Consider the following 15988-nt stretch of genomic DNA (forward strand, 5'->3'; position numbering starts at 1 on the left):
GCGATACATAGGGACGGCACCGCCGCCTGTAAAGCGAAATGGGCCGGCTCGAAAGCCGGCCCAGAATGACATATCCTATGTCAGTAGAGCCCGCCGCCGCCGGACTGGATGGCTTGGTTGGCCTGAGGCGACAGCGATCCGCCGGAGGCCTTGCTGTCCGCATCCATGCCGATCACCCAATAGCTGTCGGCGGGGCCGGTGCCCGGCTTGAACGCTTCGATAAAAGCACCGGAGTCGCGTGAGTTGGCCCGCATGCCGGTCTTGCGATTGATGGCGATCAGCTTCATGCCTTCGGGAACCTTGAAATCGACATTGGGCGTTCCGTCCAGCGCCACCCGCATGACGTCCTTGAAGATCGGCGCAGCAAGGCCGCCGCCAGTCGCGCCTTTGCCAAGGCCTTTCGGCTGATCGTAGCCCATATAAAGGCCGACGACGAGATTGGGCGTGTAGCCGATGAACCAGGTATCCTTCTCGTCGTTGGTCGTTCCGGTCTTGCCGGCGATGTGGCGGCCGAGTTCGGCGACGGTGGCGCCGGTACCGCGCTCGACGACACCCACCATCATCGAGGTGATCTGATAGGCAGTCATCGGGTCGAGCACCTGCTCGGAATTGTCGACCAGTTCCGGCTCAGGCTGGTTCTGCCATTCGGCCGCGTTGCAATTTTCGCAGCCGCGTTCGTCCTGCCTGTACACCGTCTTGCCGTAGCGATCCTGGATGCGATCGATCAGCGTTGGTTTGATCGACTTGCCGCCGTTGGCCATGATCGAATAGGCTGACACCATCCGCATCACGGTGGTTTCGCCCGACCCCAGCGCCATCGGCAGATATTGCGCAAGACGATCATAGACGCCGAAGCGCTCGGCATATTCGGCGACCAGCTTCATGCCCATGTCGTTGGCAAGGCGTACAGTCATCAGATTGCGCGACCTCTCGATGCCGGACCGCAAGGTCGCTGGGCCTGCTGTCCTTCCATCGTAGTTCTTCGGCGTCCAGGTCGTGTTGCCGCTCTTGATGGTGATCGGGCCATCCATGATCACCGAAGCCGGCGTATAGCCATTGTCGAGGGCGGCCGCATAGACGATCGGCTTGAACGACGAACCCGGCTGCCGCATGGCCTGCGTGGCACGGTTGAATTCGGACTGCGAATAGGAGAACCCGCCGACCATGGCCAGAACGCGGCCGGTATGCGGATCCATGGCGATCAGACCGCCTTCCACTTCGGGGACCTGGCGCAGGGCATAGGCCCCATCCGCATCCTCTTTCTTCTGCACGAAGATGACGTCCCCCGGCTTCAGCACATCCGCCGGCGAGTTGGCCTTGACGGTCCTGCCGTCGACCACATGACGCATGGCGAAGCGCATGTCCTCCTTGCTGACCGTGCCTTCGATGCGATCCTTGGCGAGTTCGCCCGAGACCTCCCGGGTCGGCTGAAGGCCGATGGACAGGCCGTTCGCCGAGCTGTCGAGCACTACGGCGAGTGACCATTCGGGCACGTCCTCCAGTCGCTTTACCTCGCCCAAGGGCACACCCCAGTCGCCGGACACATTGATCGACGTCACCGGTCCGCGGTAACCGCGCAGCGTGTCGAACTTCATCAGACCGTTCTGCATGGCTTTGCGGGCGATGAGCTGCATCTTGGGATCGAGCGTCGTACGGACGGACAGGCCGCCCTCGTAGAGCGCATTCTCGCCGTAGCGGGCGCTGATCTGGCGACGCACTTCCTCCGTGAAGTATTCGCCGGCGAACAGATAGGTGCCGGTGCGGCGCGGCGTGACGCCGAGCGGCTCGGCCTTGGCCTTGTCGCCTTCCTCACGCGTGACGTAGCCGTTGTCGACCATCTGGTCGATGACCCAGTTGCGGCGCTCGATGGCACGGTCGGCATATTTGAAGGGGTGATAGTTAGAAGGGCCCTTCGGCAAAGCCGCCAGATAGGCCGCCTCCGCCACGGTGAGTTCGTTCACCGCCTTGTCGAAATAGGTAAGTGCCGCGCCGGCAACGCCATAGGCACCGAGCCCGAAGAAAATCTCGTTGAGATAGAGTTCGAGAATGCGGTCCTTCGAATAGGCCTGCTCGATACGGAAGGCGAGGATCATCTCCTTGATCTTGCGCTCGTAGGTCTGGTCCGAGGACAACAGGAAGTTTTTCGCCACCTGCTGGGTGATCGTCGAGGCGCCGACCTGGCGCTTGCCCGAGCCGAAATTCTGCAGATTGACCATGACCGCGCGGCCAAGGCCGGTCATATCGATGCCGGGATGATTGTAGAAGTTCTTATCCTCGGCAGACAGGAAGGCCGCCTTGACACGATCCGGCACCGCCTGGATCGGCAAATACAGGCGCCGCTCGCGCGCATATTCGGCCATCAGCGCACCATCGGACGCGTGGATGCGGGTCGTCACCGGCGGTTCATACTTGGCCAGGACCTCGTAGTCGGGCAGATCCTTCGACAAGTGGCTGATATAGATCGCCACGCCCGCCGCGACCAAAAGGGCCAACGCCGTGCCGATGCCGAAAAAATAGCCAATGAGACGAATCATGCCCGCTCCAGTCCTTGGTTCGGGAATCTCCTAAACGAAGCCGCCTTTCGCGCAAGCTTTCGAGACGATCCCGACCGGTAATCGAAAACCCATGTCGCCACCATGTGGGTAAAATACGGCAGCGTGGAATTTCGGCTCCGAATGGCGGAAATAAAAGCACAAGGTGTTGTCGTCGTGCAACGCTGCCTGTGGTTGTGGGCGACGGCGGGCATCTCAGCCTCCGGTTCCTGCTCCGGCCTTGGCTGAAGCGAACAGAGCGATGGCATTGGTTATGCTCTGGGCTGCCTTGCCGCGCCAATCCGGGCTGAGCAGTTGCGCCTCGTCCTTGGCGTTCGAGAGATAGCCGAGTTCGACCAGCACGGAGGGGACATCCGGCGCCTTCAACACTTTGAAGCTGGCCGAACGCTGCGGATTGTTGATCAGGCCGACACTGGTGGAAAGCTGGCCGACCAAAGTGTGGGCGAAACTCATCGAAAAGCTGTGCGTCTCGCGGCGGATCAGGTCGATCAGGATGTCGGTCACTTCCTTGTTGTCGTCCTTGATTTCCATGCCGGCGAATTGGTCGGAAAGGTTTTCACGGTCGGCAAGCGCCTGCGCCTCGGGATCGGAAGCCTTATCGGAGACCGTGTAGACGGTTGCGCCGCGAATGCCCTTGACCCTGATCGTGTCGGCGTGGATCGAAATGAGCAGATCGGCCTCGTGCTGACGGGCGATGCGCACGCGATCGTCCAGCCGCAGGAATTGGTCCGTCTCGCGTGTCAGGAACACGTCGTATTTGTCGGCTGCCGCAAGCCTGGCGCGCAGTTCGTTGGCGAAGGCGAGCGTGACGTCCTTCTCGACCGTGCCGTTCAGGCCCTCGGCGCCGCCGTCGATGCCGCCATGGCCTGGATCGATCACGACGGTGAAGCGATGGCCTGGATTGGAGACCGGCCCGGTGCCGATCCTGCCGCCCTTGTCGGAGGAAACCGTCGAGCCCGTGGTCAGCGCCTGATTGGCAAGAGCAGCGTCGAATTCCCGCGCGGACGCCGCCGACATGTCGATGGCCATGCGGTAACCGGTGCCGTCTTCATTCTTGAGCACGTCGAACCTGTCGACGGCGAACGGCCCCTTGCCGGTGAGAATCAGCCGCGCCCCCCCCTCGCCGAGGTCGCCGTAGCGCACGCCCCTGACCAAGCCGCGCGCCTTCAGATCTTTGGCATTGATGGCAAATTTCGTACTTGGCAGGTCGATGACCAGACGGTGGGGACCGCGCAGCAAGAACCATTTGACGTCGGGCTCGCGGTCGAAATTCATGACGATGCGCATCTTGGTGGCGTCGCCCGCCATTTTGTAGCTCGTCGCAGCAAGCGGCGTTTCGGCAGCATAGGAAACCGGCGAAAAGGCCAGGCAAGCGATAACCAGCAACAGCAGACAAGCAACAGGAAAGCAGGCGTAGAAGAAAATGCCTCCGGCACGACTGCGCTTGTGCGTGAAGACTGCCAGTCCCATCTCTATTCCAGTCGCTCCGGTTTGGCGTCAGGCGCCCAATCTTGCTTGTCGGAGTGTCGGCGTCTTGTCGAAATGCCGGTTAGGCCGCGAACTCGATTAACGATTGGTATCCAGAGAAGGTTAACCAAGCCTTTTCATCCAAAGGCTTAAAGCGTGCTTCCGTTACGGAACTGCTTTTTGCCGGCATCGGAAATCGGGGTTGCCTTCCAACCCGCCAAATCATAAAAGCGATGGTGGATCACTGCAATCCTGGAACCGTCCTTCTCCGCAGCTTCCTGCTACAGGTCAGATGAACGACGGCTCCTTTCGCTTCAGGCGAAAAAGGCATCAGGTGATCGCGACGAATTTCGCAGGTGCGAGCCCGTGGCGGGGGAAACGCCTGCGTGAGGAAAACGGCCGGGATTGTCCCGCGCCGGCTCTGTACGAGCAAACAAGCTGGTCCGGTTTTCCCGGGCTTTGGTTCAAAAAGGTTCTGCTGGTTACGATGGCTTCAAGCGCAATCATGGAAAGGTCCGCAGCAAACCGCGCCATTATGGCTGCGGGCGGCACCGTCATGGCGCTCAGGCCGCGGCCGGCGGACGTTCAATTGCCCGGCACCCATGTTCATCCACACTCACAGCGGCGGGCTTTGCCCCGCAAGCTGCGGCTGACGGCTGCCGGGGGGAAACGAAATAATGCCCAACAAGATGCTGATAGACGCCTCCCACCCGGAGGAAACACGTGTTGTCGTCGTTCGCGGTAACCGTATTGAAGAATTCGACTTTGAATCCCAGGACAAGAAGCAGCTCAAAGGAAATATCTATCTCGCCCGCGTAACCCGCGTCGAACCGTCGCTTCAGGCAGCCTTTGTCGAATATGGCGGCAACCGTCACGGTTTCCTCGCCTTCAGTGAAATTCATCCCGATTACTACCAGATTCCGGTCGCCGACCGTCAGGCGCTGCTGCGCGCGGAAGCGCAGGAGGCCGAAGACGAGGACGACGAGGACGGCGAAGGCGACGACCGCCAGAGCCGCGATCGCGGCCGGCGCGGACGCCGGCGCGGCGGCAAGAGCCGCGACCGCGGAGAACACAAGCGTGATGCGGGTGCGGCCGACGACGATTCTGCCGACTCCCCCGGTTCTGCCGACTCCCCCGATTCTGCGGATTCCAACGAGAGCGGCGAACTCAACGAGAACGGCGGCGATGCGCTCGCCGAGAGCGGCGATGCCGTTTCCGAAAATGTGAACACGGCATCCGAGACTTCTGAACATCGCGAGGATATCGCCAGTCACGGCGAAGCCAGCCATAGTGAGGCCAGCCATAGTGAGGCGCATCATGATGAGACGTCTCATGATGAAACTGGGCCTTCCGAAGGCGGTCCGAACTCCATTGCCGCCAGCATCGAAGCGGATGTGATTTCCGAAGCCGTGCCGCAGGCGGACTCGGTCGGCGAAGCCACCTCCACCGACAACGATCGCGGCATGCTTGAAGAGGTGCATTCCTCGCATTCGGACGACCACGAGGTCGAATCGGTCGGCGCCGAGGATGCGCTGGAAGAAGCGCGCAACCGCCGCAAGCCGGTGCGCCGCCAGTACAAGATCCAGGAAGTGATCAAGCGCCGGCAGATCCTTCTGGTGCAGGTCGTCAAGGAAGAGCGCGGCAACAAGGGTGCGGCGCTCACCACCTACCTGTCGCTCGCCGGCCGCTATTCGGTGCTGATGCCCAACACGGCGCGCGGCGGCGGCATTTCGCGCAAGATCACCAACGCACAGGACCGCAAGCGCCTGAAAGAGGTCGTCGCCGACCTCGAAGTGCCGCAGGGCATGGGGGTCATCCTGCGTACGGCCGGCGAAAGCCGCACCAAGGCCGAGATCAAGCGCGATTACGAATATCTGATGCGGCTTTGGGAAAACGTCCGCAATCTGACGCTGCAGTCCACGGCCCCTGCCCTGGTTTACGAGGAAGGCAGCCTGATCAAGCGTTCGGTGCGCGACCTCTACAACAAGGACATCGACGAGATCCTGGTCTCCGGCGAAGAAGGCTATCGCGAGGCCAAGGACTTCATGCGCATGCTGATGCCGAGCCACGCCAAGGTGGTGCAGCCGTTCCGCGACACCACGCCGATCTTCGTGCGCAACGGCATCGAGGCGCAGCTCGACCGCATGCTGCAGCCGCAGGTGACGCTGAAGAGCGGCGGCTACATCATCATCAACCAGACCGAAGCGCTGGTCGCCATCGACGTCAACTCGGGCCGCTCCACCAAGGAGCACTCGATCGAGGACACAGCGCTTCACACCAATCTGGAGGCGGCCGAGGAAGTCGCACGGCAGCTGAGGCTACGCGATCTCGCCGGCCTGATCGTCATCGACTTCATCGATATGGAGGAGAACCGCAACAATCGCTCCGTCGAGAAGCGGCTGAAGGATCACCTCAAGAACGATCGCGCCCGCATCCAGGTCGGCCGCATCTCGCATTTCGGCCTGATGGAGATGTCGCGCCAGCGCATCCGTGCCAGCGTGCTGGAATCGACCATGAAGCCTTGCCCGCATTGCGGCGGCACCGGCCATGTCAGGTCTGATTCGTCCGTCGCGCTGATGGTGGTGCGGGCGATCGAGGAATTCCTGCTCAAGGATTCGCGCAGCCACATCACGGTGCGGACGCCGGCGGCGACCGCACTCTACGTGCTCAACCACAAGCGCGGCACGCTGGTGGAACTCGAAAGCCGCTTCGGCCTGACCATCACCGTCGAAGCCGACGATACGGTCGGCGCCCAGCATTATGCGATCTTCCGTGGCGCGCTGGCGGAAAAGCCTGAAGGCTTCGTCGAGGTGCGCACCTTGCCCGCTTATGTCGAGCCGGAAGAGCCTGCGGACGAAATCGTCATCGACGACGAGGAGGACGAGGCCGTTGCACCGGCGGAGCAACCGCGCCACGCCCAGCAGCAGCCGCAGCAGCCAAGGCCAAGCGAGGATGGCGAAGGCCGCGACCGCAAGCGCCGCAAGCGCCGGAGACGGCGCGGTGGCAAGGATCGCGACCGCGAGCATGGCGCCCCGGTGGAAGGTGCGCCCCTCTCGGCCACTGTCGATGGCGTATCCGAAGCCACGGACGATGAAGGCGCCGAAGCGGCCCACGAAGAGCAGGTCGGCGTCACCGAGGCCGTGGAAGCGTCGGATGACGGTCAAGAGCCTGATGAAGGTCGGGGGCCGGATGACGGTCAGGGCAAGAAGCGCCGGCGCGGCAAGCGCGGCGGCAAGCGCAATCGCCGTGAAGACGGCGAAGGCGAGATCGAGGCAGGCACTGCCGAGGCGGCTGACAGCTCCGAAGGCGACGTCTTGGAGGGCGTGGCCGTCTCCAGCGAGCCGGTAACAGCAACGCCGGTCGAAGAGCCTGCGGACCTTGCTCCAGCCAACGACGACACGCCGAGCGTCGAGAAGCCGAAGAAGCCGCGCCGCGCCGCCAAGCCGAAGAAGGCTGCGGTGGACGTCGTCGCCGAGGCGCCGCCTGCCGAGCCGCAAGCCTCCGCCGAGGCTCCCGCGCCTGTTTCGGAGGAAACAGCCGTGGCCGCCATCGAAGAAAAGCCGAAGGCCCGCCCATCGCGACGCAAGCCTCTGGTAGAGGCTCCGGTTGAGCCGATCGTGTCCTCGACCGTTGCCGACGAGGCAAAGACCGAGGAAAAGCCGAAGCGTGCCGGCTGGTGGCAGAAGAAAGGCTTCTTCTAAGCTTTTCAGTTGCTTAGCCTGATCTCCTGATCAAAAAAATCCCGCGCTGTCCAAAGACGGCGCGGGATTTTTCTTGTTCGGCGTTTCCGTGAAACGATGAACCGCTCTATGGCGCGAAAACCGACCAGTTCATCATCTTCGCCAGCCGTTCCAGCGCGATCGAGCCCAGCCTGGAATTGCCGTTGGCGTTGAGGCCGGGGGACCATACGGCAAGTGAGGCCACGCCCGGCACGATCGCCAAGATGCCCCCGCCGACGCCGCTCTTGCCGGGAATGCCGACGCGGAACGCGAAATCGCCTGAGCCGTCATAGTGACCGCAGGTCAGCATCATCGCGCCAATGCGGCGGGCGCGCTCGGCAGACACGACGGAATGGCCGGTCGCTGGGTTCTTACCGCCATTGGCGAGGAAGCGGCCGGCCACAGCCAATTGCCGGCAGCTCATAGCGATGGCGCAATGGTGGAAATAGACGCCTAGCGCCAAATCCGGCGCGTGGTTGAGATTGCCGAATGATTTCATGTAGTTGGCAAGCGCTAAATTGCGAAAGCCGGTGGCGCGTTCCGAAGCGGCGACCTCGCGGTCGATGATAATGGTCTCGTCGTCGGCCAGGAACTGGATGAAGCGCAGGATCTCGCCGATCGCCTCGCGCGGCTGATGGCCGGCGAGCAGAATGTCGGAAATGACGATGGCGCCGGCATTGATGAACGGATTGCGCGGAATGCCGTTCTCATGCTCGAGCTGGACGATCGAGTTGAACGGATTGCCCGAAGGCTCGCGTCCGACGCGCTGCCACAGCGCATCGCCGACATTGCCGAGCGCCAAAGTCAGCGTGAACACCTTGGAAATGCTCTGGATCGAAAACGGCTCATCGGCGTCGCCCGCCACCAGCACGCGACCGTCATTGGTCACGGCGGCAATGCCGAACTTCTTCGGGTCGACCTTGCCGAGTTGCGGAATATAGGTCGCCACATCGCCGCGATCCGTGCGCTCCGCCATCTCGGCGGCAATTTCGGTCAAAGCCTGTTCGAGTTCCGGCATTCGCGCTACTTCAGCCAGCGTTCGATGCGCGCCATCGCCTCGACCATCTCGTCGTGGCTGCCGGCATAGGAAAAGCGCATGGTTCGATGGCCTTGAAGCGGATCGAAATCACGACCGGGCGTCGCCGCCACATGCGCCTCGGCCAGCATCTTGCGCGCGAAGGCCATGCTGTCGTTCGTGTGCCTGGTGACGTCGCAGAAGGCGTAGAAGGCGCCGTCCATCGGTGCGGCCAGCGTAAAGCCGAGTTCGGGCAGGCGTTTCATCAAAAGCTCGCGATTCCAGGCGTAGCGCGCCTTCACCGCCTCCAATTCCCCGGTCGCCTTGAAAGCCTCGATCGCAGCGATCTGGGACAGTTCCGGCGGCGAGATGTAAAGGCTCTGGGCGATGCGCTCGACCGGCCGCACCAATTGTTCCGGCAGCACCATCCAGCCGATGCGCCAACCGGTCATGCAGTAATATTTCGAGAAGGAATTGATCACCGTGACATCGGGGTCGTAGGCAAGCGCTGTGGTGTCCGGCGCAGCGTAAGCCAGCCGGTGATAGATCTCGTCGGAGATCACGGCGATGCCGAGTTCTTTCGCCGTCGTTACCAGCGCCGACAGCTCGTCGGCCGGTATGATCGCACCGGTCGGGTTGGCCGGGCTGGCGAACAACACGCCATTCAGCTTCTTTTCGCGATGCGCGGCTTTCAGATGTCCGGCGTGGAGATAGGCATCACCGTCGAGCTCTATCTCGACGATCTCGATTCCGAGCGCCGCCATGATATTGCGATAGGCCGGATAGCCGGGTGCGGCGATGGCGACACGGTCGCCTAGATCGAACATCGCCAGAAAGGCCAGGTTGAAGGCGGCCGACGATCCGGTGGTGACGGCGATCCGGCCTGGCGAGACGTCAAGCCCGTAGTGGTCGGCATAATGCTGCGCGATTGCCTCGCGCAGGCCAGCAAGACCCAATGCATCGGTATAGCCGATGCGCCCCATCTTCAACGCGTTCGCCGCCGCTTCCCTGACCCCGATCGGCGCCGGATCGGACGGCTGGCCAACGGCCATCGAAACAACCGGTACGCCCTTGGCCTTCAGCCGATTCGCTTCCGCCAGAATGTCCATGGCGTGAAACGGCTCGACTTCGCCGCGACGCGAAAGCGATACAACCATTTGACCTCATTCCTTGTCAGCCCCAGGAGTCGGCCTTGGGTTGACCTTGCCGGCTGCCGGCGCCGAGCTTTGGTGTCCAGCGCCGCACAAATGCCCGATTGATGTGAGGATCACAAGTTCAGTAAAGTTTCAGCGCCGACTTTTCATCCTTCGCCCGCTCGTCTACCAGTGGACCTGCCATGTTGAGCCGACCCAAATCGACGATTGCCAGGGCAGCACGCGTCTTTGCCACGCTTTCGCTTGCCGCGACCGTCGCTGTGACCAGCACGGTCAGCGCCTTCGCGCAAAACGTGCCGGTGGTGCGCGATGCCGAGATCGAAGCGCTGGTGCGCGACTATGCGCGGCCGATCTTCAGGGCCGCGGGCTTGCCGGAAGACGGCGTCGACATCGTGCTGGTCAATGACCAGAGTTTTAATGCCTTCGTTGCCGGACCTCGCCTGTTCATCAACACCGGCGCCCTGATGTCGGCGGAGACGCCCAACGAGATCATCGGCGTCATCGCCCACGAAGCCGGCCACATTGCCGGCGGGCACCAGCAGAAATTGCGCAACCAGCTCGAACGCGCCAAGACGATGGCCATCATCGCGACGCTGCTTGGCGCGGGTGCCATCGTCGCCGGCGCCACCTCCAAAAGCCGAGGCCTTGCCGGCGCCGGGATGGGAGTTGCGGCTGGAGGCGGCGAGATGGCGCAGCGCAGTATTCTCGCCTATCAGCGCACCGAAGAAATGACCGCCGACCGCTCCGCGATAACCTATCTCAATGCCACAGGCCAGTCCGGCATGGGCATGCTGAAGACCTTCGGTCGCTTCCAGAGTGCGCTCTCGCTGTCGGGAGCGCAGGTCGATCCCTACCGGATCAGCCACCCGCTGCCGCGGGAACGCATCGCCAATCTCGAAGTGCTGGTCAAGCAGAGCCCCTATGTCGACAAGGTCGATCCGCCGGCATTGCAGCAGCGGCACGACATGATGCGCATCAAGATCGCTGCCTACATGGAAGGTCAGGCCGCCGCATCGCGGCTGATGCGCAAGAACCCGGGCAGCCTCGCCTCGCAATATGGCGATGCGCAAACGGCCTATCTCTACGGCAATCTGGCCAAGGCGCTGGCCAAGACTAACGCGCTGATCAAGGCACAGCCGAAGAACCCCTATTTCCAGGAGTTGCGCGGCGACATCCTGATGAAGGCGAACAAGCCGAAGGATGCTGCGGAAGCCTTCGCCAAGGCGGTCAGCCTCGATCCGGCGCGATCCGGGCTGCTGCCGGTCTCTTACGGCCAGGCGCTGATGGCCGTCGGCACGCCCGATTCCCTGGAGAAAGCGGTGGTGCAGATCAACAAGGGCCTGGGTCGCGACCGGGAAAACGCTGTCGGATACCGCTATCTCGCGCAGGCCTATGGTGAACTCGGCAATATCCCGGCTGCCGACCTTGCGACCGCCGAAGGCCATTTCTATTCCGGCGCCTACAAGGATGCCAAAATCTTCGCAATGCGTGCGCAGATGAAAATGAGACGCGGCGAGCCGGGCTGGATCCGCGCTCAGGACATCATAAACTACGCACCGTCAGGCAAGAAAAAGTGAACATTCCGGCCGTGCTCGGCGACATATAGTAGACCAATCGGGCCGGAACCAGGCGAAGGATTTAGGGACCATGAACAAGGGAATTCTGCTGGGCACCACCGGAGTGGCGGTCGCTCTCGCCATGCTGGGTTTCGGGTTCGTGACCGGAAGTCCGCAGGCGGCAAAGGCCGATGCCGCGCAGATCGCCCAGGCGGCGTCCGCCGACACCAAGATCGACCGGGCCGAAGTCGAGGGCATTATCCGCGATTACCTCTTGAAGAACCCGGAAGTGCTGCTGGAGGCTCAGGAAGCGCTCGAAGCCAAGCAGAAGGAGGCGCAGCAGGTTGCCAGCCTCAGCGTCATCAAAAATGCCAAGGACCAGATCTTCAGTTCAACCTTCGACGGGGTCGTCGGCAATCCGAACGGCAAAGTCACCATCGTCGAGTTCTACGATTACAATTGCGGCTACTGCAAACGCGCCATGGAGGACATGCAGGCGCTGACGACAGCCGATCCGGACCTGCGCTTCGTGCTCAAGGAGTTCCCGATCCTCGGCCCGGATTCGCAGAAGGCGAGCGTCGTCTCGATGGCCTTCCACCTGATGATGCCGGAGAAGTACGGCGAGTTCCACAACGCGCTGCTCGGCGCCCAGGGACGCGCCACCGAAACAGCGGCCATCAAGGTAGCGCTTTCGCTCGGCGCCGATGAAGCGACGCTACGTGAGAAGATGAAGGACCCGTCGATCGCCGAGGCCCTCTCCAAGACCTATGATCTTGCCAACAAGCTGGCTATCACTGGAACGCCCTCCTATGTGGTCGGCAATGAGGTGGTGTTCGGGGCACTCGGGCAAGAAGTATTGGCGGAGAAGATCGAGGCGGCCAAGGCCGCACTCTGATCGACCGCTGGTTTTCGGCGCAGGCGATTTCCGCCTGTTGTGGACAGCGAAAGAACCTACTTGCGCTCTTTTCGCAGGCGTCTAAGCCCATTATAGAGGCCCAGTGCGCCGGCTGATGCCGGCGCTGATGTGGTGGATTTGAAGTTCCTGCTCCTTTCCTGGCACCAGCGTTCAGGAACTTCAAATCCACCACATCACAAATGTGTAAATTGCCAATGTGGCTAGCCACACTGGGAAAGGTCGGCATTTTGAAAACGGCTTTCGTTCTGAACGGTCCCAACCTCAACGCGCTCGGCAAGCGCGAGCCGGGCATCTATGGCGGCAAGACGCTTGCCGCGATCGCCGACGATTGCAAACAGTCAGGTGCGGCACTTGGGCTCGATATCGATTTCCGTCAATCGAACCATGAGGGCGACCTCGTCGACTGGATACAGGAAGCCGCCGACAAGGCTGTCGGCATCGTCATCAATCCGGGCGCCTACAGCCACACCTCGATTGCCATTCACGATGCCATCCGCTCCATTGCGCCATTGCCCGTCGTCGAAGTTCATCTCTCCAACATCCATGCGCGGGAATCATTTCGCCACGTCTCTATGGTCTCGCCGGTCGCCGTCGGCATGATCTGCGGATTCGGGCCGCTCGGCTACACGTTGGCGCTGCAGGCGCTGGCCGCACGCCTATGACCGGCCAACAAACAGAAGGCTCGAAAATGTCGATAAAGAAGAACGGTGTTGACCAGCAGCTTATCCGCGATCTGGCGGGCATACTGAACGACACCAACCTCACCGAGATCGAGGTCGAGCTGGGCGACTTGAAGGTGCGCGTGTCGCGACAGGCGCCGGCCGTCCATGCGGTCGCCGCACCGCAACCCGCCTATGCGCCGCCGGCAGCGCAGCCAGCGGCCGCAACCGCTCCGGCAGCGGCCGAGATATCCAAGAACGCGGTCGCCTCGCCCATGGTCGGCACCGCCTACCTGGCGCCGTCGCCCGACGCCAAGGCGTTCATCGAGGTCGGCCAGCAGGTCAAGGAAGGCCAGACGCTGCTGATCATCGAAGCGATGAAGACGATGAACCAGATCCCCTCGCCCCGCGCCGGCACGGTGACGGCGATCCTGTTCGAGGATGCGCAGCCGGTCGAATACGGCATGCCGCTCGTCGTGATCGAGTAGAGCCGGGAACAACCGAAAGATGTTCCAGAAAATCCTGATCGCCAATCGCGGCGAAATCGCCCTAAGGGTGCTGCGCGCCTGCAAGGAGCTCGGCATCCAGACCGTGGTGGTGCATTCGACCGCCGACGCGGATGCCATGCATGTGCGGCTCGCCGACGAGAGCGTCTGCATCGGGCCGCCGCCGTCGCGCGACAGCTATCTCAACATCCACCAGATCGTCGCGGCCTGCGAGATCACCGGCGCCGACGCGGTGCATCCGGGCTACGGCTTCCTGTCGGAGAATGCCAAATTCGCCGATATCCTCGCCGCTCACAACATCACCTTCATCGGCCCGTCCGGCGACCACATTCGCATCATGGGCGACAAGATCGAGGCCAAGCGCACCGCAAAGCGTCTTGGCATTCCGGTGGTGCCCGGCTCCGATGGCGCGGTCACCGAGGAGAAGGAAGCGAGACGCATCGCCGCCGAGATCGGCTATCCCGTGATCATTAAAGCGTCGGCCGGCGGCGGCGGACGCGGCATGAAGGTGGCGCGCAGCGAGGCCGATCTTGAAGTCGCGCTGCAGACGGCGCGCTCGGAAGCCGGGGCCGCTTTTGGCGACGACGCCGTCTACATCGAGAAATATCTCGAAAAGCCGCGCCACATCGAGGTGCAGGTGTTCGGCGACGGCGCCGGCCGCGGTGTGCATTTCGGCGAACGCGACTGTTCGCTGCAGCGCCGTCACCAGAAGGTCTGGGAAGAAGCGCCCTCGCCGGCCCTCAATGCCGAGGAGCGCGCGCATATCGGCGGCGTCTGTGCCAAGGCGATCGCCGATCTCGGCTACTCCGGCGCCGGCACCATCGAATTCCTCTACGAGAACGGCGAATTCTACTTCATCGAGATGAACACGCGCCTGCAGGTCGAGCATCCGGTGACGGAGGCGATCACCGGCATCGACCTCGTGCATGAGCAGATCCGCGTCGCCTCGGGCGGCGGGCTTTCGGTGCGCCAGGAAGACATCCGCTTTCAGGGCCACGCCATCGAATGCCGCATCAATGCCGAGGATCCGCGCACCTTCACCCCGTCACCCGGCACGATCACCCATTTCCACACGCCGGGCGGCCTCGGCATCCGCGTCGATTCCGGTGTCTATTCCGGCTACAAGATCCCGCCTTATTACGACAGCCTGATCGGCAAGCTGATCGTGCATGGCCGCAACCGGGTCGAATGCATGATGCGGCTGCGGCGGGCCCTCGACGAATTCGTCGTCGACGGCATCAAGACGACGCTGCCGCTGTTCCGTGATCTCGTCGGCAATGCCGATATCGCCAATGGCGAGTATGACATCCACTGGCTGGAAAAATATCTGGCCAAAGAGGATTAGGTCGCGAACTTATAGATTATGATGCCGCGATGACCCGTCCTTACGCGCCAGGCTATCGCATCCCGACCGACCTGTTGCTCAAGGCCTACGCCTCGGGCGTCTTTCCGATGGCCGAAAGTGCCACCGATCCCGAAGTGTTTTGGGTGCGGCCGGAGACGCGCGGCATCATTCCGCTCGATGGTTTTCACACACCAAAAAGCCTGAGAAAGGCGATCAGGAAAAAGCAGTTCGACATCCGTTTCGATTTCGACTTCGAGGCGACCATCGATGGCTGCGCCGAGAGGCGCGAAGAACGCCGGTCGACCTGGATCAATGCACCGATCCGCGAGGCCTATGTCGAACTTCATCGGATGGGTCATTGCCATTCGGTCGAAGCCTGGCGCGAGGACCGGCTGGTCGGCGGCCTCTATGGCGTGTCGCTAGGCCGGGTGTTCTTCGGCGAAAGCATGTTCGCCAGGGAAACCGACGCGTCGAAGATCTGCCTTGTGCATCTGGTCGAGCGCCTGAAGGAACGCCACTTTGCGCTGCTCGACACGCAGTTCACCACCGACCACCTCAAACGCTTCGGTGCGGTCGACGTCCCCAGAGGCAAGTACGAGAAGATGCTGGCTGACGCGCTGAAGGGCGAAGCGGTCTTCTTTCCCTGACGACCCGTCTTTCCCTGACAACCCGTCCAGTCAGTCTTGTGCCGCAACTTCCAGCGGCGTCTGTGCGTGGAACATCATCTTCCAGCCATTGACGCGATGCACGTAGCCGGTGCTGACCAGCGCCGCATAAGGCTCGCCATTCTCGCGAGTGGCGTGGGCCTCATAGGTCAACATGACAATGTCGCTACCCGGCTCGATGATGCCCTTGAGCTCGATGTCGAGATCGCGCCAGCGGTTCGGGTCCGTCGCGGTTTCGGCCAGATCGGCGTTGCTCATCGCCTGCGCCATCTGTGGGAACGCCACCAGGCATTCGGTGTCGGCATTGGCTTTGAAATAGGCAGCATCGCCGGTCCAGAACCCTTTTTCGAGTTCGAGAAGTTCGCCTTTGTTGGCCATCATCGGAACGTCCTCCGCACGTGCCCTAACGCGCGGCTGGCAGGGCAGTTCCGAAA

The 15988-nt window shown here is 62.2% G+C and carries 12 protein-coding genes; 7 read left to right on the top strand and 5 right to left on the bottom strand.

The window, feature by feature from the left end:
• Positions 1–80: 80 nt before the first annotated feature.
• A complete protein-coding gene (locus tag ABID19_RS18865) occupies positions 81–2534 on the bottom strand; it encodes a penicillin-binding protein 1A (protein WP_354492440.1) in 2454 nt (817 codons plus the stop codon).
• A gap of 213 nt (positions 2535–2747) precedes the next feature.
• Positions 2748–4022 (bottom strand): N-acetylmuramoyl-L-alanine amidase, encoded by a 1275-nt coding sequence (locus ABID19_RS18870; RefSeq protein WP_354492441.1) that lies wholly within the window; start codon positions 4020–4022, stop codon positions 2748–2750.
• Between the two features lie 674 nt (positions 4023–4696).
• Between ABID19_RS18870 and ABID19_RS18875 the strand changes: the two genes are divergently transcribed.
• Positions 4697–7720: an Rne/Rng family ribonuclease gene (locus ABID19_RS18875; RefSeq protein ID WP_354492442.1), complete on the top strand. Its 3024-nt coding sequence runs from the start codon at positions 4697–4699 to the stop codon at positions 7718–7720.
• A gap of 106 nt (positions 7721–7826) precedes the next feature.
• Here ABID19_RS18875 and ABID19_RS18880 read toward each other — a convergent pair whose 3' ends face one another.
• Both ABID19_RS18880 and ABID19_RS18885 read right to left on the bottom strand, forming a co-directional pair.
• Positions 7827–8756, bottom strand: a complete 930-nt coding sequence (locus ABID19_RS18880; RefSeq protein WP_354492443.1) for a glutaminase — start codon at positions 8754–8756, stop codon at positions 7827–7829.
• A 5-nt stretch (positions 8757–8761) separates the two neighbouring features.
• Entirely contained in the window at positions 8762–9910 is a 1149-nt protein-coding gene (locus tag ABID19_RS18885; RefSeq protein ID WP_354492444.1) for a pyridoxal phosphate-dependent aminotransferase, read from the bottom strand.
• A 179-nt stretch (positions 9911–10089) separates the two neighbouring features.
• Between ABID19_RS18885 and ABID19_RS18890 the strand changes: the two genes are divergently transcribed.
• The 6 genes from ABID19_RS18890 to aat all read left to right on the top strand — a co-directional run bounded on the left by ABID19_RS18890 (position 10090) and on the right by aat (position 15536).
• A complete protein-coding gene (locus ABID19_RS18890; RefSeq protein WP_354492445.1) occupies positions 10090–11484 on the top strand; it encodes a M48 family metalloprotease in 1395 nt (464 codons plus the stop codon).
• Positions 11485–11554: 70 nt separating this feature from the next.
• Positions 11555–12358, top strand: coding sequence for a DsbA family protein (locus ABID19_RS18895; RefSeq protein ID WP_354492446.1), 804 nt, complete (start codon positions 11555–11557; stop codon positions 12356–12358).
• 248 nt (positions 12359–12606) lie between these two features.
• Entirely contained in the window at positions 12607–13041 is a 435-nt protein-coding gene (gene aroQ, locus ABID19_RS18900; RefSeq protein WP_354492447.1) for a type II 3-dehydroquinate dehydratase, read from the top strand.
• A 26-nt stretch (positions 13042–13067) separates the two neighbouring features.
• Positions 13068–13526 (top strand): acetyl-CoA carboxylase biotin carboxyl carrier protein, encoded by a 459-nt coding sequence (gene accB, locus ABID19_RS18905; RefSeq protein WP_354492448.1) that lies wholly within the window; start codon positions 13068–13070, stop codon positions 13524–13526.
• A 19-nt stretch (positions 13527–13545) separates the two neighbouring features.
• Positions 13546–14889: an acetyl-CoA carboxylase biotin carboxylase subunit gene (gene accC / locus ABID19_RS18910; protein WP_352930518.1), complete on the top strand. Its 1344-nt coding sequence runs from the start codon at positions 13546–13548 to the stop codon at positions 14887–14889.
• Between the two features lie 29 nt (positions 14890–14918).
• Positions 14919–15536 (top strand): leucyl/phenylalanyl-tRNA--protein transferase, encoded by a 618-nt coding sequence (gene aat, locus ABID19_RS18915; protein WP_354492449.1) that lies wholly within the window; start codon positions 14919–14921, stop codon positions 15534–15536.
• A gap of 30 nt (positions 15537–15566) precedes the next feature.
• On the opposite strand, the gene ABID19_RS18920 is transcribed toward aat, so the two are convergent.
• On the bottom strand, positions 15567–15935 hold the full coding sequence (locus tag ABID19_RS18920; protein WP_354492450.1) for a hypothetical protein: 369 nt from the start codon (positions 15933–15935) through the stop codon (positions 15567–15569).
• Positions 15936–15988: the final 53 nt, after the last annotated feature.

Source organism: Mesorhizobium robiniae (genome assembly GCF_040545535.1).
GTDB classification, from domain to species: Bacteria; Pseudomonadota; Alphaproteobacteria; order Rhizobiales; family Rhizobiaceae; genus Mesorhizobium; species Mesorhizobium robiniae.